Annotated in this window: 16 protein-coding genes; 6 read left to right on the forward strand and 10 right to left on the reverse strand. The window is 68.9% G+C overall.

The features are described from left to right. The first annotated feature begins 43 nt into the window (after positions 1-43). Positions 44-355, forward strand: a complete 312-nt coding sequence (locus A5758_RS12125; RefSeq protein WP_067740130.1) for a DUF3303 domain-containing protein — start codon at positions 44-46, stop codon at positions 353-355. Here the strand turns inward: A5758_RS12125 and A5758_RS12130 are convergent. Genes A5758_RS12130 through A5758_RS12160 form a run of 7 tightly spaced genes read right to left on the reverse strand, consistent with a single transcriptional unit; the run spans position 352 to position 6,711 of the window. Continuing rightward, positions 352-1,593, reverse strand: coding sequence for an SLC13 family permease (locus tag A5758_RS12130; protein ID WP_067740137.1), 1,242 nt, complete (start codon positions 1,591-1,593; stop codon positions 352-354). The two genes, A5758_RS12125 and A5758_RS12130, sit on opposite strands and share 4 nt — an antisense overlap. A gap of 15 nt (positions 1,594-1,608) precedes the next feature. Beyond that, positions 1,609-2,526, reverse strand: a complete 918-nt coding sequence (locus A5758_RS12135; protein ID WP_067740139.1) for an MBL fold metallo-hydrolase — start codon at positions 2,524-2,526, stop codon at positions 1,609-1,611. Then, positions 2,526-3,284, reverse strand: a complete 759-nt coding sequence (locus tag A5758_RS12140; protein ID WP_067740141.1) for a LamB/YcsF family protein — start codon at positions 3,282-3,284, stop codon at positions 2,526-2,528. Before A5758_RS12140 ends, A5758_RS12135 begins: the two co-directional genes overlap by 1 nt. Before the next feature lie 59 nt (positions 3,285-3,343). Continuing rightward, positions 3,344-4,054 carry a sensor domain-containing protein gene (locus tag A5758_RS12145; RefSeq protein ID WP_231987296.1) on the reverse strand — a complete coding sequence of 237 codons (711 nt, stop codon included), beginning with the start codon at positions 4,052-4,054 and terminating at the stop codon, positions 3,344-3,346. Positions 4,055-4,094: 40 nt separating this feature from the next. After that, complete coding sequence (locus A5758_RS12150) at positions 4,095-4,955, reverse strand: metal ABC transporter permease (protein ID WP_067204265.1); 861 nt, start codon at positions 4,953-4,955, stop codon at positions 4,095-4,097. Beyond that, on the reverse strand, positions 4,952-5,776 hold the full coding sequence (locus A5758_RS12155; protein ID WP_067204269.1) for a metal ABC transporter ATP-binding protein: 825 nt from the start codon (positions 5,774-5,776) through the stop codon (positions 4,952-4,954). The genes A5758_RS12150 and A5758_RS12155 overlap by 4 nt, the downstream gene beginning before the upstream one ends. Further along, positions 5,773-6,711, reverse strand: coding sequence for a metal ABC transporter solute-binding protein, Zn/Mn family (locus tag A5758_RS12160; protein WP_067740143.1), 939 nt, complete (start codon positions 6,709-6,711; stop codon positions 5,773-5,775). Before A5758_RS12160 ends, A5758_RS12155 begins: the two co-directional genes overlap by 4 nt. Before the next feature lie 129 nt (positions 6,712-6,840). On the opposite strand from A5758_RS12160, the gene A5758_RS12165 reads away from it, so the two are divergent. After that, positions 6,841-7,920, forward strand: coding sequence for a LacI family DNA-binding transcriptional regulator (locus A5758_RS12165; protein WP_067740145.1), 1,080 nt, complete (start codon positions 6,841-6,843; stop codon positions 7,918-7,920). Between the two features lie 76 nt (positions 7,921-7,996). On the opposite strand, the gene kstR is transcribed toward A5758_RS12165, so the two are convergent. Further along, positions 7,997-8,596: a cholesterol catabolism transcriptional regulator KstR gene (gene kstR / locus A5758_RS12170; protein ID WP_040621610.1), complete on the reverse strand. Its 600-nt coding sequence runs from the start codon at positions 8,594-8,596 to the stop codon at positions 7,997-7,999. Positions 8,597-8,933: 337 nt separating this feature from the next. Here kstR and A5758_RS12175 point away from each other — a divergent pair, with 337 nt between their 5' ends. After that, positions 8,934-11,069 carry an acyl-CoA dehydrogenase gene (locus tag A5758_RS12175; RefSeq protein ID WP_067740148.1) on the forward strand — a complete coding sequence of 712 codons (2,136 nt, stop codon included), beginning with the start codon at positions 8,934-8,936 and terminating at the stop codon, positions 11,067-11,069. Between the two features lie 16 nt (positions 11,070-11,085). Here A5758_RS12175 and A5758_RS12180 read toward each other — a convergent pair whose 3' ends face one another. Both A5758_RS12180 and A5758_RS12185 read right to left on the reverse strand, forming a co-directional pair. Next, a complete protein-coding gene (locus A5758_RS12180) occupies positions 11,086-11,619 on the reverse strand; it encodes a hypothetical protein (protein WP_067204282.1) in 534 nt (177 codons plus the stop codon). 50 nt (positions 11,620-11,669) lie between these two features. Beyond that, on the reverse strand, positions 11,670-12,752 hold the full coding sequence (locus A5758_RS12185; RefSeq protein ID WP_067204285.1) for a ferredoxin--NADP reductase: 1,083 nt from the start codon (positions 12,750-12,752) through the stop codon (positions 11,670-11,672). A gap of 157 nt (positions 12,753-12,909) precedes the next feature. On the opposite strand from A5758_RS12185, the gene hsaA reads away from it, so the two are divergent. Genes hsaA through hsaC form a run of 3 tightly spaced genes read left to right on the forward strand, consistent with a single transcriptional unit; the run spans position 12,910 to position 15,922 of the window. Continuing rightward, complete coding sequence (gene hsaA / locus A5758_RS12190; RefSeq protein ID WP_067740150.1) at positions 12,910-14,094, forward strand: 3-hydroxy-9,10-secoandrosta-1,3,5(10)-triene-9,17-dione monooxygenase oxygenase subunit; 1,185 nt, start codon at positions 12,910-12,912, stop codon at positions 14,092-14,094. Between the two features lie 53 nt (positions 14,095-14,147). After that, positions 14,148-15,020 carry a 4,5:9,10-diseco-3-hydroxy-5,9,17-trioxoandrosta-1(10),2-diene-4-oate hydrolase gene (gene hsaD, locus A5758_RS12195; protein WP_067204292.1) on the forward strand — a complete coding sequence of 291 codons (873 nt, stop codon included), beginning with the start codon at positions 14,148-14,150 and terminating at the stop codon, positions 15,018-15,020. Beyond that, positions 15,020-15,922 carry an iron-dependent extradiol dioxygenase HsaC gene (gene hsaC / locus A5758_RS12200; RefSeq protein WP_067204295.1) on the forward strand — a complete coding sequence of 301 codons (903 nt, stop codon included), beginning with the start codon at positions 15,020-15,022 and terminating at the stop codon, positions 15,920-15,922. The genes hsaD and hsaC overlap by 1 nt, the downstream gene beginning before the upstream one ends.

The raw sequence follows: 15,922 nt of genomic DNA on the forward strand, positions 1-15,922 counted from the left end.
ATCGGCCATATCGTTGCGATCCCAACGAGAAAAGGAGAGCGCGATGAAGTACGTAGTGGCTTGGACATATCGCTTGAACGGCACGGCGGCCGAGAACGACGAAAGTCTGCGACGGGGCTTGGCCGCATACTCGAAGTGGTCGCAACCGCAGACCACGATGTATCACCAGTTCGTCGGCCGCATCGACGGCGGTGGTGGATTCGCGGTGGTGGAGTCCGACAACCCGGCCGATTTGGTTGAGACCACAAGCCAATTCGCCACGATCCTGGATTACCAGGTCTATCCCGTTGTGGACATCGCCGAAGCCGCGCAAGCGCTGCAGCAGGGCGTGGAATTCAGGGAGGCGATCGGCTAGACGCCGAGCACCCTGGCCGACGCCCACAGCGCGACGACCGCGACCACCAGCGACACGGGCACGGTGCACAGCCCCAGGCGGGTGTATTCCCCGACACCGGCATCCACATCGTGCTGGCGAAGCACGCGCCGCCACAACAGGTTCGACAAGGACCCGACGTAGGTCAGATTGGGTCCGATGTTGACCCCGAGCAGGACGGCCAGAATCGCGACCGGCCCGCTTGGCGCGACCAGTGGCAGCAACACAAGGGTGGCGGGCAGGTTGTTCACGACGTTGGCCAGCACCGCGGCCACCGCGGCGATGGCGAGCAGCGCGGGCAGTGTCGAACCGGCCGGCAGCACCGCCGACATCGCCCTGTCCATGCCGTTGAGCATGACTGCCCGCACGACGACGCCCAGTGCCAGCACGAACACCAGGAACGACACGTGCGCCGAGCGCGCGATGTCCACCACCGAGGTGTGCCCACGGCTCAGGCTGCGCACGGCCAGGGCCGCGGCGCCGGCGAGCGCCACCCAGGCGGGGGCCACCCCGATGGACTGGGCGACCCCGAAGCCGGCCAGCGTCAGCCCGACCACCGCCAACACGAAAATCGGCGGCCGCGGCGCCGGCTCGGGTTGCTCAGGGTGCGGCTGCACGCGCAGGTCGGCGGCGAAAAACCAGCGGAATACCGCATACAGCGTGACCACCGCGCCCACCCACGGCAACGCCATCAACAAGGTGAACCGCGTGAACGAAAGGCCGGCGGTGTGAAACGCCAACAGGTTGGTCAGGTTGGACACCGGCAGCAGCAGGGAGGCGCCGTTGGCCAGGTGCGCGGTGGCATAGGCGTACGGCCGCACCGGGGTTCGCAGCCGGCGGACGCCCGCCAGCACGACCGGGGTCAGCAGCACCACCGCGGTGTCCAGGCTCAAGACGGCGGTGATCAGGGAGGCGATGGCGAATACCCGCAGCAGCAGGCCGCTCGACCCCACGCGGCCGCGCGTCATCGCCGCACCCGCCGCCTCGAACAGGCCCTCGTCGTCGCACAGCTTGGCCAGCACCAGCACCGCGCCCAGGAACCCGACCACCCCCGAAAGACCGGCCACCTCCTCGACCGCCTGATGCACCGATATGGCGCCCACCGCGATCAGGATGAGGGCCGCGGGGACCGCCGCCGCCGCCTCCGGCCAGCCCCTCGGGCGCACGACGGCGAAGGCCAGGACGGCAGCGAGCAGCACCAGCGCAAGTGTCAGGGTCAAGGCTTTATAACCGCTTCACGCCCAGGGGTTTTCGCGCCGCCACACCGTCGGCAGGTGCAGCGCGATACCGTCCTGTGCGGCCAACTCGTCCAGGATGCGGATCGATGCGTCCAGGTCATCGCCCGCATAGGGCAAGGCCCGCAGCGGCTTTGACAGCGGCCGGAAGAAGTCGTCCCAGTGAATGAGGATCACCCGGCGTGCCCCCACCGCGCGCACGGTCTCGGTCCAGTAGTCGACCAGGTACGGCCTCGGTTGCAGGCCCAGCTGCCCGGCACTCAGATAGACCGCTTCGGCGCGGTGGCCCGCCAGCGCGCCCTTGACGAAACCGGCGCTGCCCTGGATCAGCACCCGCCGGCCCGACGGACGGTGATGCACCAGCGTCGACCAGGCCTCCCCGCAGCGATAGGCGGACGCCCTGACCGGCGGGGTCACCGGCGCGTCGATCACGCCGGGAAACCGGTCCGGCGGGCAGTGATGCGATTCGACCAGCGTTACGTCAAAGGCGCCCAACGTAATCGGCTCGCCGCTAACGGCGACGACGAGCCGGTCCTCGGGAAGTCCGTATCCGCGCCCGACGTTGGCCGCCGACCGGCCGCCGACCAGTCGTGCCCCGGTGCGGTCGGCGACGAGCGCGGAATCCAGCACGTGGTCGATGTGGGTGTGCACCGGGATCACGGCCTCCAGCCGGGACACCTTGGCCCGGGCCAGGCAACCATCCACGCGGGCCGGCGACGGCGCCACCCTGCCGGCCGCCACCCGCGCGAGGCCCGGCCGGGAGAAGTAGCCGTCGGTCAGCAGCGCCGACGACCCGTCGTCAATGAGCAACGTCGCCACGCCCATCCACGTCACCGACAGGGATCCGGGTTCGGCGCCGGGCGCGTCGAACCGATCCGCATACCGTCCGATGTCGGGCCGGCCGAGTTTCAGCCGCATCAGCCGAACGCCCCGATCTCGACGCCGGCGGCAGCGAGCCGGTCGCGGACGGCGGTCGCGATCTGCACCGCACCGGGCGAATCGCCGTGCACGCAGACCGATTCCACGCTGACCGCGATCGGTGTGCCGTCAACGGCGGTGACCCGGCCGGAGGCCACCATGCCCACCACGCGGTCGGCGATCGCCGCCGGGTCGTGCAGCACCGCGCCGGGTTCGCGGCGGGACACCAACTGGCCGTCCGCCCGGTAGGCGCGGTCGGCGAAGGCCTCGGCCACCGTGCGCAGGCCGCGGCGCGAGGCCTCGTCGAAGAACACCGAGCCCGCCATGCCCAGCACCGGCAGCGCCGGGTCCACCAGCCGCACCGCCTCCGCGACGGCGGCCGCCTGATCGCGGTTGGTCACGATCGTGTTGTACAGCGCGCCATGGGGTTTGACGTAGGACACCGCGGAAGCCGATGCGCGCGCGACCGCCTGCAGCGCGCCGATCTGATACACCACATCGGCGACCAGGTCGTCGGCGGCGACGTCGATGAAGCGCCTGCCGAAACCGGCCAGGTCGCGATAGCTCACCTGCGCCCCGATGCGGACGCCGCGCTCGGCGGCGGACCGGCAGACCCGCAACAATCCGGCTGGATCCCCGGCGTGGAACCCGCACGCCACGTTGGCGCTGGTGACGATCCGCAGCATGGCCTCGTCATCACCGAGGCGCCAGACGCCGAAGCCCTCGCCCAGGTCGGCGTTGAGGTCGATGCGGGCCACCCGCCCAGCTTATGGGGCGGCGCCAGTGCCATCCGGAGAGGCGGTCGTCTTCCCCGTCGCTACCGGGTGACGACCGCGGCCGCGATCTGTTGGGCGACGTCGACCGCGGACCCACCGGGTAGGAAGGAGCCGCAGGCGGCCACATCGATGACGATGTTGTTGCGCGCGGTCAGCGCGCGCTGGCACCGCCAGCCGTCCTCGCTGCCCACCTGCTCTTCGGACGTGCTGAGCGTGCCGCCGACCTGGTGGGAATCGGCCACCGCCCACGCGATCTCGGGCTGGCCGGCGGGATGGTCGACGAAGCGGCGGTTGGCACAGGCGGACCACCTCCTGACCGAGGCCTCGTAGAACGCGTTGGCCTGGCGGGCCGTGGGGTAGGCGATCACGGCCTGGTTGACGGAGTCGTTGCGCACCTTGGGGTTGTCGAAGCTGTCGTCCAGTCGCTCGCCGCGCACCGCGGTCCATCCGGTGTCCGCATATACGGCCTGCTGGGCGGGCCCGGCCATCGCCAGGCAGCTCTTCTCGCTGAACGTCTGGCTCGAGTCCCACATCTCCTGCGTGCGAAACCGGATTCGCATTCCCGCCCCCAGGATGTCGTTGACCTTCCTGTCGTCGAGCAGCAGCCCGTCCAGGGTGGTGACGGTCACCGGGGCCTGCGTGAGCGGACCGCGGGTGTCCGCGGGCGCTGCGCTTCCGCCGACGACGGTGGTGCAGCCGGCCGCGAGGGCGCACACCGCCGCCTGCAGGAGTATTGGGAGTTGCCTACGCACCAGAGCCTTTCGGACGCGGGGCCCGTCTGTGCCGACAAGCTTAGGAGGCGGCTTCCTGCCGTCGTCCCAGCAGCCAGCAGAACAAATAGATCGCGAACGAAATCCCCGCGACGAAGACCGACACCGGGACACCCGGCGCCAGCGATAGCACGATGCCGCCGACGGCGGAAACCTCGGCGAAGACGACTGAGGTGACCATCGCCGCCGCCGGCGAGGCCACCACTCGGGCGGCCGCGGCGGCCGGCGTGATCAGCAACGACATCACCAGCAGCGCCCCGACGATCTGTACGGCCTGAGCGGCCACCACGCCGACCAGTGCGGCGAACACGATGCCCAGCGCGCGAACGGGCACGCCGCGGGCCGCGGCGACGTCGGGGTCGACGGTGGCGAATAACAGCGGGCGGTAGCACGTCGCGATGATGGCGATGACGAGCAGGCACACCAGCGCCAGCATGCTCAGTCCGGTGTAGCCGACGCCGACTATCTGTCCGGTGAGCAGCGCGAAGCTGGTCGCGGTCCGGCCCGGGTACAGGTAGATGAACAGCACGGCCAGGCCCAGGCCGAAGGCCAGCACCACGCCGATGACCGAGTCGCGTTCGCGGGCCCGCCGCCCCAGAACGCCGAACAGCGCGGCCGCCAAAGCGCTGCCGACCAGCGCGCCCACCCCCACCTCGACGCCGACCAGCAGTGCGAAAGCCGCTCCCGTCAACGACAATTCGCTGGAACCGTGCACGGCGAAAGACATCTGACGCATCACGATGAACGGCCCGATCAACCCGGCCACCAGCCCCAGCAGCGCGGCCGCGAGCAGGGCCTGCTGGACGAAGTCGTGGCCGAGCAGATGGGCGGTGACGTCGAAGTCGAGCAGGTGGGCCAGGACGCCCGTGAGCCGATGGTTCACTGGTGGGCCCAGTCGGTCGGCTCGCCCACCACCACGTAGCGGTCCTTGACCTTCACCACCTGGATGTCGGCCCCATACAGCATGGACAGGGTCTCCGTGGTCATCACTTCTTCGACGGTGCCGATCCGGAATCGTCCGTCAACCAGATAGATCAACCGGTCCACGTAGGACAGGATCGGGTTGACGTCGTGGGTGACGACGATGACGGTGGTCGACGCATCGCGGCGGCGGCGGTCGATCAGGGCGGACACCAGCTTCGCGTTCGCCGGGTCCAGGGCGAGCAGCGGCTCGTCGCACAGCAGCAGCATCGGGTCGCTGACCAGCGCCTGCGCGATGCGAATCCGCTGTAGCTCGCCGCCCGACATCACCCCCACCCGGACGTCGGCCAGGTGTTCGGCGTTGACCTGTCGCAGCGCCTCGCGCACGGCCGCGCGCCGGCGGGCCCGGTCGGCGGATCTCAGGGGCATGGCGCCCCAACGGTGTCCGTCGACGCCCAGCCGAACCAGGTCGCGTCCACGCAGCATCACGTCGTGGTCCATCGGTCGGTGTTGCGGCACGTAGCCGACGCGTCCGCTGCCCGAGTTCATCGGCTTTCCGTCCACCAGCGCGACCCCGGCGGACAGCGACAGCTGGCCCAGCAGCACCTTGAGTAGTGACGTCTTGCCGCTGCCGTTGGGACCGAGGACGGCGATGAACTCGCCCCGCGACACCGACAGGTCGAGGTGATCCCACAGCACGCGGTCACCGAACGCCAGCCGGGCCCCCCGCAGCGAGACGGTATCCGGGTAGCGGTCGACGGCCGGGACCGCATCGAGGCTCACGGCTGTACTGACCGGCCGGACTGCAGCGCCGTCAGCAGCTGGTTGACCGTGTTGCGCTGCCAGCTCAGGTAATCGGTCCCGTCGGGAAGCGTCTCGCTCACCTCGGTCACCGGCAGGCCCGCGCGGCGCGCGGCATCCCGCACGCCGTTGATCGCGGCGGTCGAGGTCTGGGGGTTGATCAGCACCGCCGACACCTGACGATGGTCGATCAGGTCGAGGACGAAGGCCATGTCGGCCGGCGCAGGATCCGTTTCGTTCTCGTTCGCCGCGGTGAAGGCTTGCGGGGTGCGGTTGACCAGGCCGGACGCCGCCAGCAGGTAGTACGCGACAGGTTCGGTCGTGATGACCCCGGTGCCGGGGTATGCGCTGGCGATGGCGTGTTCGGAAATGACGATCGCGTCGGCGCCGCGGCAGAACTCGGCGGCGTTGGCGCGGTAGTCGGCGGCGTGGACCGGGTCGACTACGGCCATGCGGTCGGCGATGGCGAACGCGACCGATTTGGCGACGTCCAGGTTGTAGAACACGTGCTCGTTGGCCTGCTCTGCCGTCCCGGCGTTTTTCAGGAACGCATAGGCGTTGATCGATTTCACGCCGGGATGCCCGGCCAGCACCTGGTCGACCCACGGGTCGTAGCCCCCGCCGTTGTAGACGACCAGGCTGGCGTCGGTGATGGCGGCCGCGTCCGATGGGCTGGCCTGGTAGGAGTGCGGGTCGGTGTCGCCGCCGGCCAGCAGGGCGTTGACCGCGACGCGACGGCCGGTGATGGCGCGGGCCACGCTGCCCCATACACCGGTGGAGGCCACGACGGCGGCCGCGCGCGGATGCGCCGGGCTGCCGCAGCCGGTGGGAGCGGTGCCGGCAGCAAGCAGGACCAGCACGGCAGGCAGCCAACGCAGTGCGTTGGCGGCCGCGCTTCGTCCCCGCTTGAGCGCCATGCGCACGTCCGATGTCCTCTCGCTGGCCGACTGGCCGACACATAATACTAATGAAAATCGTTTCCATTACAAAGTGACGAGTGGAAGCCGCTTAGGCGCGCGTGCGGATTCGCTGTAGCGTCACCGACCGTGAGCCCCGCACCGCGCCGGCGTGCGACTCTGGCGTCGTTGGCGGACGAACTGAAGGTTTCGCGCACCACGATCTCGAACGCCTTCAACCGGCCGGATCAGCTCTCTTCCGACCTGCGTGAGCGCGTGCTGGCGACGGCCAAGCGGCTGGGTTACCCGGGTCCCGATCCGGTGGCGCGCTCGCTGCGCACCCGCAAGGCCGGTGCTGTCGGGCTGGTGATGGCCGAACCGCTGACCTACTTCTTCAGCGACCCGGCGGCACGGGATTTCGTTGCAGGGGTCGCCCAGTCCTGCGAAGAGCTGGGGCAGGGACTGCTGCTGGTGGCCGTCGGGCCGGACCGCAGCATCCAGGACGGTACGGGCGCGGTGCTCGGCGCCGGTGTGGACGGCTTCGTGGTGTATTCGGTGTGCGAAGAGGATCCGTACCTGCAGGTCGTCTTGCAGCGCCGGTTGCCGGTCGTGGTCGTCGACCAGCCGAAGGGGCTCGCCGGTGTGTCCCGGGTGGGCATCGACGACCGGGCGGCGATGCGCGAGCTGGCGGACTACGTGCTCGGGCTGGGGCATCGCGAGATCGGGCTGCTGACGATGCGGCTGGGCCGGGACCGCCGGCAGGGGCTGGTGGACGCGGACCGGTTGCGGTCGCCGGCCTTCGACGTGCAGCGTGAACGCATCATCGGCGTGTGGGAGGCGATGACGGCCGCCGGCGTCGACCGCGATGCGCTGACCGTGGTGGAGAGCTACGAGCACCTGCCGGATTCCGGGGGAGCCGCCGCCAAGGCGGCGCTGGAGGCCAATCCGCGGATCACCGCGCTGATGTGCACGGCCGACATCTTGGCCCTGTCCGCCATGGATTACCTTCGCGCACATGGCATTTACGTGCCCGGGCAGATGACGGTCACCGGTTTCGACGGCGTGCCTGACGCGATCGGCCGTGGGCTGACCACCGTGTCTCAGCCGAGCCTGCAGAAGGGCCGCCGGGCCGGTGAGCTGTTGCTGAGTCCGCCGCGGTCAGGCCTGCCGGTCGCGGAGGTCCTGGCTACCGAGCTGATCCGGGGGCGCACCGCCGGTCCGCCGGCCTAGTCTGATGCGGCGACCCGTCCCCCAGCTTCGCGGGGGTACCCCCAGCGCCCGGCAACGCCGCGCTTGCGATCGCCGCCTAGCCGCCGTTCTGGTCGCCGATCAACAACCGCACGGCCAGATCCAGCCGCTTGCTGACGTCGGTGGCGGAGGCGCGCCGGGTGAGCCAGGCGAGCAGGTTGGACAGCCAGACGTCAGAGATCACCCGGGCGATGTGGTACTGGTCCTCGGTCGGTTCGCCGTCGGCCATCGCCCGGGCGAACATGGAGTCGATGAGCTTCTCAACCTGGTCGACCTCGCTGGCCGCGGAGGCGTCGGCGAAGACGTAGGCCCGCGTCATGGCCTCGGTGAGCAGGGGATTGCGCTGCATCGCGCGGTTGAGCTTGCCGACCATGAAGTTCAGCCGCTGAAACGGCGTGCCCCCGGCGACCGACGAGCGGTCGGTCTTGGCGTCGATGCGGCTGAATTCCCGGCCCAGGGCCGACACCAGCAGGTGCACCTTCGAGGGGAAATATCGGTACAGCGTCCCCACTGCCACGTCGGCGCGGTCGGCGACCGCGCGCATCTGGACCGCCTCGTAGCCGCCCTTGGACGCGATGGCCATGGTGGCGTCCAGGATCCGCTTGCGGCGTTCCCGCTGTGCCTCCGAGCCGAGTTCGGATTCCGCCAATACCGCCACGTTCATGACCTCGCGCGGTTGCGAGTCAGAAGCGCGGCTCGCGTTGGCCCGCGAGTTGGCACCGGCTGGCATATGACGGGTTGCTCCTGTTCCTGGCGGCTCGCTTGCAAACGATACGCATGCTGAGTGTGAATTTCCCACCTCCGTACCGCCGGGACAGCCGCGTGTGCTGCTGTGATGGCGTTCGACTTGACGGTCGATCGCTGGCACTATTAGAACACGTTCTAGTCTGCGACGAGGCGGGTTGCGCAGCGACCCGAGACACGCAGGAGAATCGAGAGCTAGGGGTCGTAGGCCCCAACGTCACGTCGAGTCGAAGGACGCGGAGGTCCCGAGGGTGGTAGCGACCGTCACAGACGAGCAGTTCGCCGCGCGTGCGCTGGTGCGCGACTGGGCCCGCAATTCGGCGGCGGGGCCCGGCGGGACCACCGCGATTCGCGAGGTCGAGCAGGGCTCGGAAAAAGGAGGGGCCGACGCGTGGCGTCCGGTGTTCGCCCGCCTCGCCGAGCTGGGCATTTTCGGTGTCGCGATCGCGGAGGAGCACGGCGGCGCGGGTGGCAGCGTCGAGGACCTGTGCGCGATGGTCGAGGAGGCGGCCAAGGCGCTGGTGCCCGGGCCGGTGGCGACCACGGCGCTGGCAACGCTCGTCGTCTCCGACCCCGAACTGCTGGCGCAGCTGGCCGCCGGCGAACGCTTCGCCGGGCTGGCGCTGGACGGGGATGCGCAGTTCGACAGCGAAACCTCGCGGGTATCGGGCGTGCTGCCATTGGTGTTGGGTGCCGCCGGCGGCGGCGTCCTGTTGCTGCCGGCCGGCGGGACCTGGCTGCTGGTCGACTCCGAGAGCGACGGCGTGCAGATCGAGATGCTGGACGCCACCGACTTCTCCCGGCCGTTGGCCCGGGTGGTGCTGACGTCGGCGCCGGCGACCAAGATCACGGCGTCGCCCCGGCGCGTCGAGGAGCTGGCGGCGACCGTGCTGGCGGCCGAGGCGGCGGGCTTGACTCGGTGGTCGCTGGACACCGCCGTCGACTACGCCAAGGTCCGCGAGCAGTTCGGCAAGCCGATCGGCAGTTTCCAGGCCGTCAAGCATTTGTGCGCGGAGATGCTGTGTCGCGCCGAGCAGGCGGAGGTGGCGGCCGCCGACGCCGCCCGCGCCGCAGCGGATAGCGATGCTGACCAGCTTTCTATTGCGGCCGCTTTGGCGGCGAGCATCGGCATCGCCGCCGCGAAGGCCAACGTCAAGGACTGCATCCAGGTGCTCGGCGGCATCGGCTGCACCTGGGAACACGACGCGCACCTGTACCTGAGGCGGGCGCACGCCATCGGCAGCTTCCTCGGGGGCGCCGAGCGCTGGTTGCGCCGCGTCACCGCACTGACGCAGGGCGGTGTGCGGCGGCGCCTGGGGATCGACCTCACCGACGTCGAGGGTCAGCGTGCGCAGATCGCCGCCGCCATCGCGGAAATCGCCGCGCTGCCCGAAGGGAAGCGGCAGGCGGCGCTCGCCGAGGCCGGGCTGCAGGCTCCGCACTGGCCGGCGCCGCACGGGCGTGGCGCGTCGCCGGCCGAGCAGTTGCTGATCGATCAGGAGCTGGCGGCGGCCGGCGTGGTGCGGCCCGACCTGGTGATCGGCTGGTGGGCGGCGCCGACCATCCTCGAGCACGGCACGCCGGCGCAGATCGAGCGCTTCGTGCCGGGCACCCTGCGCGGTGAATTCCTTTGGTGCCAACTGTTTTCCGAGCCGGGAGCCGGCTCTGACCTGGCATCGCTGCGCACCAAGGCGGCGCGCAGCGAGGGTGGCTGGTTGCTCACCGGGCAGAAGGTGTGGACGTCGGCGGCGCACAAGGCGCGGTGGGGCGTCTGCCTGGCGCGCACCGACCCCGACGCGCCGAAGCACAAGGGCATCACCTACTTCCTGGTGGACATGAAGTCACCGGGCATCGAGATCCGCCCGCTGCGGGAGATCACCGGTGACTCATTGTTCAACGAGGTCTTCCTGGACAACGTGTTCGTCCCCGATGAGATGGTGGTCGGCGAGGTGAACGACGGCTGGCGGCTGGCCCGGACCACGCTGGCCAACGAACGCATCGCGATGGCCACCGGCACCGCGCTGGGCAACCCGATGGAGGAACTGCTCAAGGTGCTGGCGGAGCTGGATCTCGATGCCGCGCAGCAGGATCGGCTCGGCCGGTTGATCGTCATCGCCCAAACCGGCGCGCTGCTGGACCAGCGGATCGCCCAGCTCGCCGTGGGCGGGCAGGACCCGGGGGCGCAGTCCAGCGTCCGCAAGCTCATCGGGGTGCGCTACCGGCAGGCGCTGGCCGAGTACATGATGGACGTTTCCGAGGGCGGCGGGCTGGTCCGCAATCACGCGGTGTACGACTTCCTCAATACCCGCTGCCTCACCATCGCCGGCGGCACCGAGCAGATCCTGCTCACCGTGGCCGCCGAGCGGCTCCTCGGGCTACCTCGCTGACGCGCTATAAGCGGCTCTAGGAAAACGTGGTCTGGGCGCAGGTGCTGGGGGAGGTGATGTTGACCCCGGGGTAGACCACCTGGATGTGGGTGCAGACGATGACGTTGTTGTCGGTCTTGGGCTGACCCGTCTGCCAATCGGTGGAGTCGATGCGGCCGGTCGTCTGGTACTTGTCCGGCGGGCCCTCACCGAAGTAGACGGTGGTGATCTCGTCGGACCCCATCGACTTCATCACCCGCTCGTGCTCACCGGTGGCGTGCGCGTCCAGGTAGGCCAGCCGGTTCGACGATCGGATCTCCGTGGTCTGGCGGGCCCACAGGCCGGACGGGAAGCCGGTCACCCCGTCGGGCGTCAGCATGTCCGCGCCGGCGGTGAAGTCGCAGTGGCCGTCGGACTTGAAGCAATTCAGGATGGTGCGCGTCTCCAGCTGGTTGGGGCCGTCCAGCGGGAACAATGTGGTCGCGGTGTTGCTGGCCGCGCCGGCGACCGGGCCCGGCAGGAACGTCAGCGCCGATCCGACCACCGCAAACCCGGTTATCAGCCGCTTCATGCTGTTCCCCTCTCGGTTCGCCAACCCTAGCGGTGAACCTAACCCCGCCACTACTCGTCGTAGGTGACTTCTACCGAATCAGATTCCGGGTGAGATTGACAGGCCAGAATCAGGCCGTCGTCGAGGTCCTGCTGCTCGAGCACGTCGTTGACCTCCATGCTCACCTTGCCGCTGCGCAAGGTGCACGCGCACGCGCCGCAGTGGCCCTCGCGGCAGGAGAACGGCGCATCCAAACCTTTCGCGAGCAACACGTCGAGCAGCTTGGCGTTGCGCGGCCACGACACGGTGTGCGTTTCACCGTCCAGCTGCACCACGGCGGTGGCCGGCGGCTGGTCGCCCGGGGCGGTGTCGTCGATCTTCACCGCCGCGAACGGGTCGGAGTCCAGCGACTTGAACACCTCGATATGTACTTGCTGCGCAGGCACTTTCAGTGATTCCAGCGCTTCGCGGGCGGCATCCATGAAAGGGCCGGGCCCGCAGATGTACACGGGGCGATCGGTATAGGGGGCGGCGAGCTTCGCCAGCGCGGTCACGCTCGGCATGCCCTGCACCGATTCCAGCCAGTGCACCACCGTGAGCCGGTCGGGATATTTGGCCGACAGCTCGCGCAGCGCGTCGGAGAAGATCACCGACCGGTCATCGCGATTGGCGTAGAGCAGCGTCACCTGGCCGCTGCCCTCGGCGAGGGCCGACTTGCAGATCGACATGATCGGGGTGATCCCGCTGCCGGCGGCCATCAACAGGAAGTCGTCGTCGAGCGTCTTGGGCACGAAGTTGCCCGACGGCGCCAGCACGTGGATCCGCATGCCCGCCCGCGCGTGCTCGCACAGCCAGTTCGACGCGTATCCGTCGGCGGTCCGTTTGATGGTGACGGTCAGCGCGTCGTCGGTGAACGGCGAACTGCACAGCGAGTAGCAGCGGGCCACCGATCCGGTGCGCTCGCTGGGAACGCGCAACGTCAAGAACTGGCCCGGTGCGTAGCGCAGCCGCTCGGGCGGGATGTCGGGATCGCCCGGCTCGTCGGGCACCGCGAACACCAGCGACCGCGCGTCATCCGTTTCGGCGACGACCTCGGCGATCTGCAGTTCAAGGACGTGGTCGCCGAGCGGCTCGTCGAGATTGGCCTCGGCCAAGACCCAATCCTCCCTCTCGTTACAACTAGAACATGTTACAGAAAAGCGGATTCGTATCGCTACCAGCCGCAGGAATACCCTGCTCGACACAAATCGGAACGTGTTCTAGTCTCTGGTGTAAGTCCGCTGAGTAAGTTTGGCCCAGGAGGCAAACCTAGTGACGTCCATTCAACAACGCGACGCGCAGTCGGTTTTGGCTGGCATCGATGATCTGCTGCCCCGGATTCGGGAGCGCGCTCAGGCGACGGAGGATTTGCGGCGGCTGCCCGACGAGACCGTTCAGGATCTGCAGGACGTCGGCTTCTTCACCCTGCTCCAGCCCGAACAGTGGGGTGGACTGCAATGCGATCCCGCCCTGTTCTACGAGGCGGTGCGGCGGCTGGCCAGCGCGTGCGGCTCCACCGGCTGGGTGAGCTCCATCATCGGCGTGCACAACTGGCACCTGGCGCTGTTCGACCAGCAGGCCCAGGACGAAGTCTGGGGCGACGACCCGAACGTGCGGGTCTCGTCGTCGTACGCGCCGATGGGCGCGGGCGTGGTGACCGACGGCGGATATCTGGTCAACGGTTCCTGGAACTGGTCGTCGGGATGTGACCACGCCACGTGGGCCTTCCTCGGCGGTCCGGTGATCAAGGACGGCCGTCCGGTCGACTTCGGCAGCTTCCTGATCCCGCGCAGCGAGTACCGCATCGACGACGTGTGGCATGTCGTCGGCTTGCGCGGCACCGGCAGCAACACGGTGGTCGTCAAGGACGTCTTCGTGCCCCGGCACCGGTTCCTGTCCTACAAGGCGATGAACGACGGCACTGCCGGCGGGTACCAGACGAACACCGCCCCCGTTTACAAAATGCCTTGGGGCACAATGCACCCCACCACCATCTCCGCGCCGATCGTCGGCATGGCCTACGGCGCGTACGACGCGCACGTGGAGCACCAGGGCAAGCGGGTGCGCGCGGCGTTCGCCGGGGAGAAGGCCAAGGACGATCCGTTCGCCAAGGTGCGCATCGCCGAGGCGGCCAGCGACATCGACGCGGCCTGGCGCCAGTTGAGCGGCAACGTCGCCGACGAGTACGCGTTGTTGTCCGCGGGCAAGGAGATCCCGTTCGAGCTGCGCGCCCGCGCCCGCCGCGACCAGGTGCGGGCGACCGGACGTGCGATCGCTTCCATCGACCGGCTGTTCGAGGCTTCCGGCGCCACCGCCCTGGGCAACGACCAACCGGTGCAACGGTTCTGGCGCGACGCGCACGCCGGCCGGGTGCACGCCGCCAACGATCCCGAGCGGGCTTACCAGATCTTCGGGAACAACGAGTTCGGGTTGCCGCCGGGCGACACGATGGTCTAGCCGTGCGCGCCGGCGACCATGCAGAGCGAAGCGATGAGGAGGAGCGGCGCTGAATGACGGCTACCGAAGAGCTGACGTTCGAGTCCACCTCGCGCTTTGTCGATGTCGATGTCGACGGACCGCTGAAGCTGCACTACCACGAGGCCGGGGTCGGCAACGACCAGACGGTGGTGCTGCTGCACGGCGGCGGTCCCGGCGCTGCGAGCTGGACGAACTTCTCGCGCAACATTCCAGTGCTGGCGCAGCGGTTCCATGTGCTGGCCGTCGATCAGCCCGGCTACGGGCTTTCGGACAAGCGCGCCGAGCACGGCCAGTTCAACCACTACGCCGCGCGGGCGCTCAAGGGGCTATTCGACCAGCTCGGGCTGGGACGCGTTCCGCTGGTGGGGAATTCGCTGGGCGGGGGCACCGCCGTGCGGTTCGCCCTCGACTATCCCGATCGGGCCGGCCGACTGGTGTTGATGGGGCCCGGCGGGCTGAGTATCAACCTGTTCGCCCCGGATCCGACCGAGGGCGTCAAGCGGCTGGGGAAGTTCTCCGTCGAACCCACTCGGGAAAATCTCGAGGCGTTCCTGCGGGTCATGGTCTATGACCAGAAGCTCATCACGCCGGAGCTGATCGACGAGCGGTTCGCGCTGGCCAGCACGCCGGAATCACTGACGGCGACCCGGGCCATGGGAATGTCGTTCGCGGGGGCCGACTTCGAGCTCGGGATGATGTGGCGCGAGGTGCACCGGCTGCGCCAGCCCGTGCTGTTGATCTGGGGTCGTGAGGACCGGGTGAACCCGCTCGACGGTGCGCTGGTCGCACTGAAGACCATTCCGCGTGCGCAGCTCCACGTTTTCGGGCAGTGTGGACATTGGGCGCAGGTGGAGAAGTTCGACGAGTTCAACAAGTTGACCGTTGATTTCCTGGGAGGTGCGTGATGAGCATCCGATCGCTGGGCTATCTACGCATCGAGGCCACCGACATGGCGGCCTGGCGTGAGTACGGCCTGAAGGTACTCGGCATGGTCGAGGGCAGCGGCGCAGAAGAGGGCGCGCTCTACCTGCGCATGGACGATTTCCCGGCCCGGTTGGTGATCGTGCCCGGCGAGCGCGACCACCTCATGGAGGCCGGCTGGGAATGCGCTAATGCCGAAGGGCTGCAAGAGATCCGGAACCGGCTCGACGTCGAGGGCGTGCCCTACAAGGAGGCCACCGCCGCCGAGCTGGCGGATCGCCGCGTCGTCGAGATGATCCGGTTCGCCGACCCGTCCGGCAACTGCCTGGAGGTCTTCCACGGCGTCGCGCTGGAGCACCGCCGCGTGGTCAGCCCGTACGGGCACAAGTTCGTCACCAGCGAGCAGGGCTTGGGCCACGTGGTGTTGTCCACCCGCGATGACGACGAGGCCCTGCACTTCTACCGTGACGTGCTCGGCTTCAAGCTGCGCGACTCCATGCGGATGCCGCCGCAATTGGTCGGCCGGCCGGCCGACGGTGCGCCCGCGTGGCTGCGGTTCTTCGGTTGCAACCCGCGTCACCACAGCCTGGCCTTCCTGCCGCTGCCGACGCCGAGCGGCATCGTGCACCTGATGATGGAGGTCGAGAACTCCGACGACGTCGGGCTCTGCCTGGACCGGGCGTTGCGCCGCAAGGTACCCATGTCGGCCACGCTTGGCCGGCACGTCAACGACCTGATGCTGTCCTTCTACATGAAGACACCCGGCGGCTTCGACATCGAATTCGGCTGCGAGGGAAGGCAAGTCGAGGATAACGATTGGGTCGCCCGGGAGAGCACGGCCGTCAGCCTGTGGGGCCACGACTTCACGGTCGGCGCCCGCGGATAG

It is taken from the genome of Mycobacterium sp. 852014-50255_SCH5639931, assembly GCF_001665605.1.
Lineage (GTDB): Bacteria > Actinomycetota > Actinomycetes > Mycobacteriales > Mycobacteriaceae > Mycobacterium > Mycobacterium paraffinicum.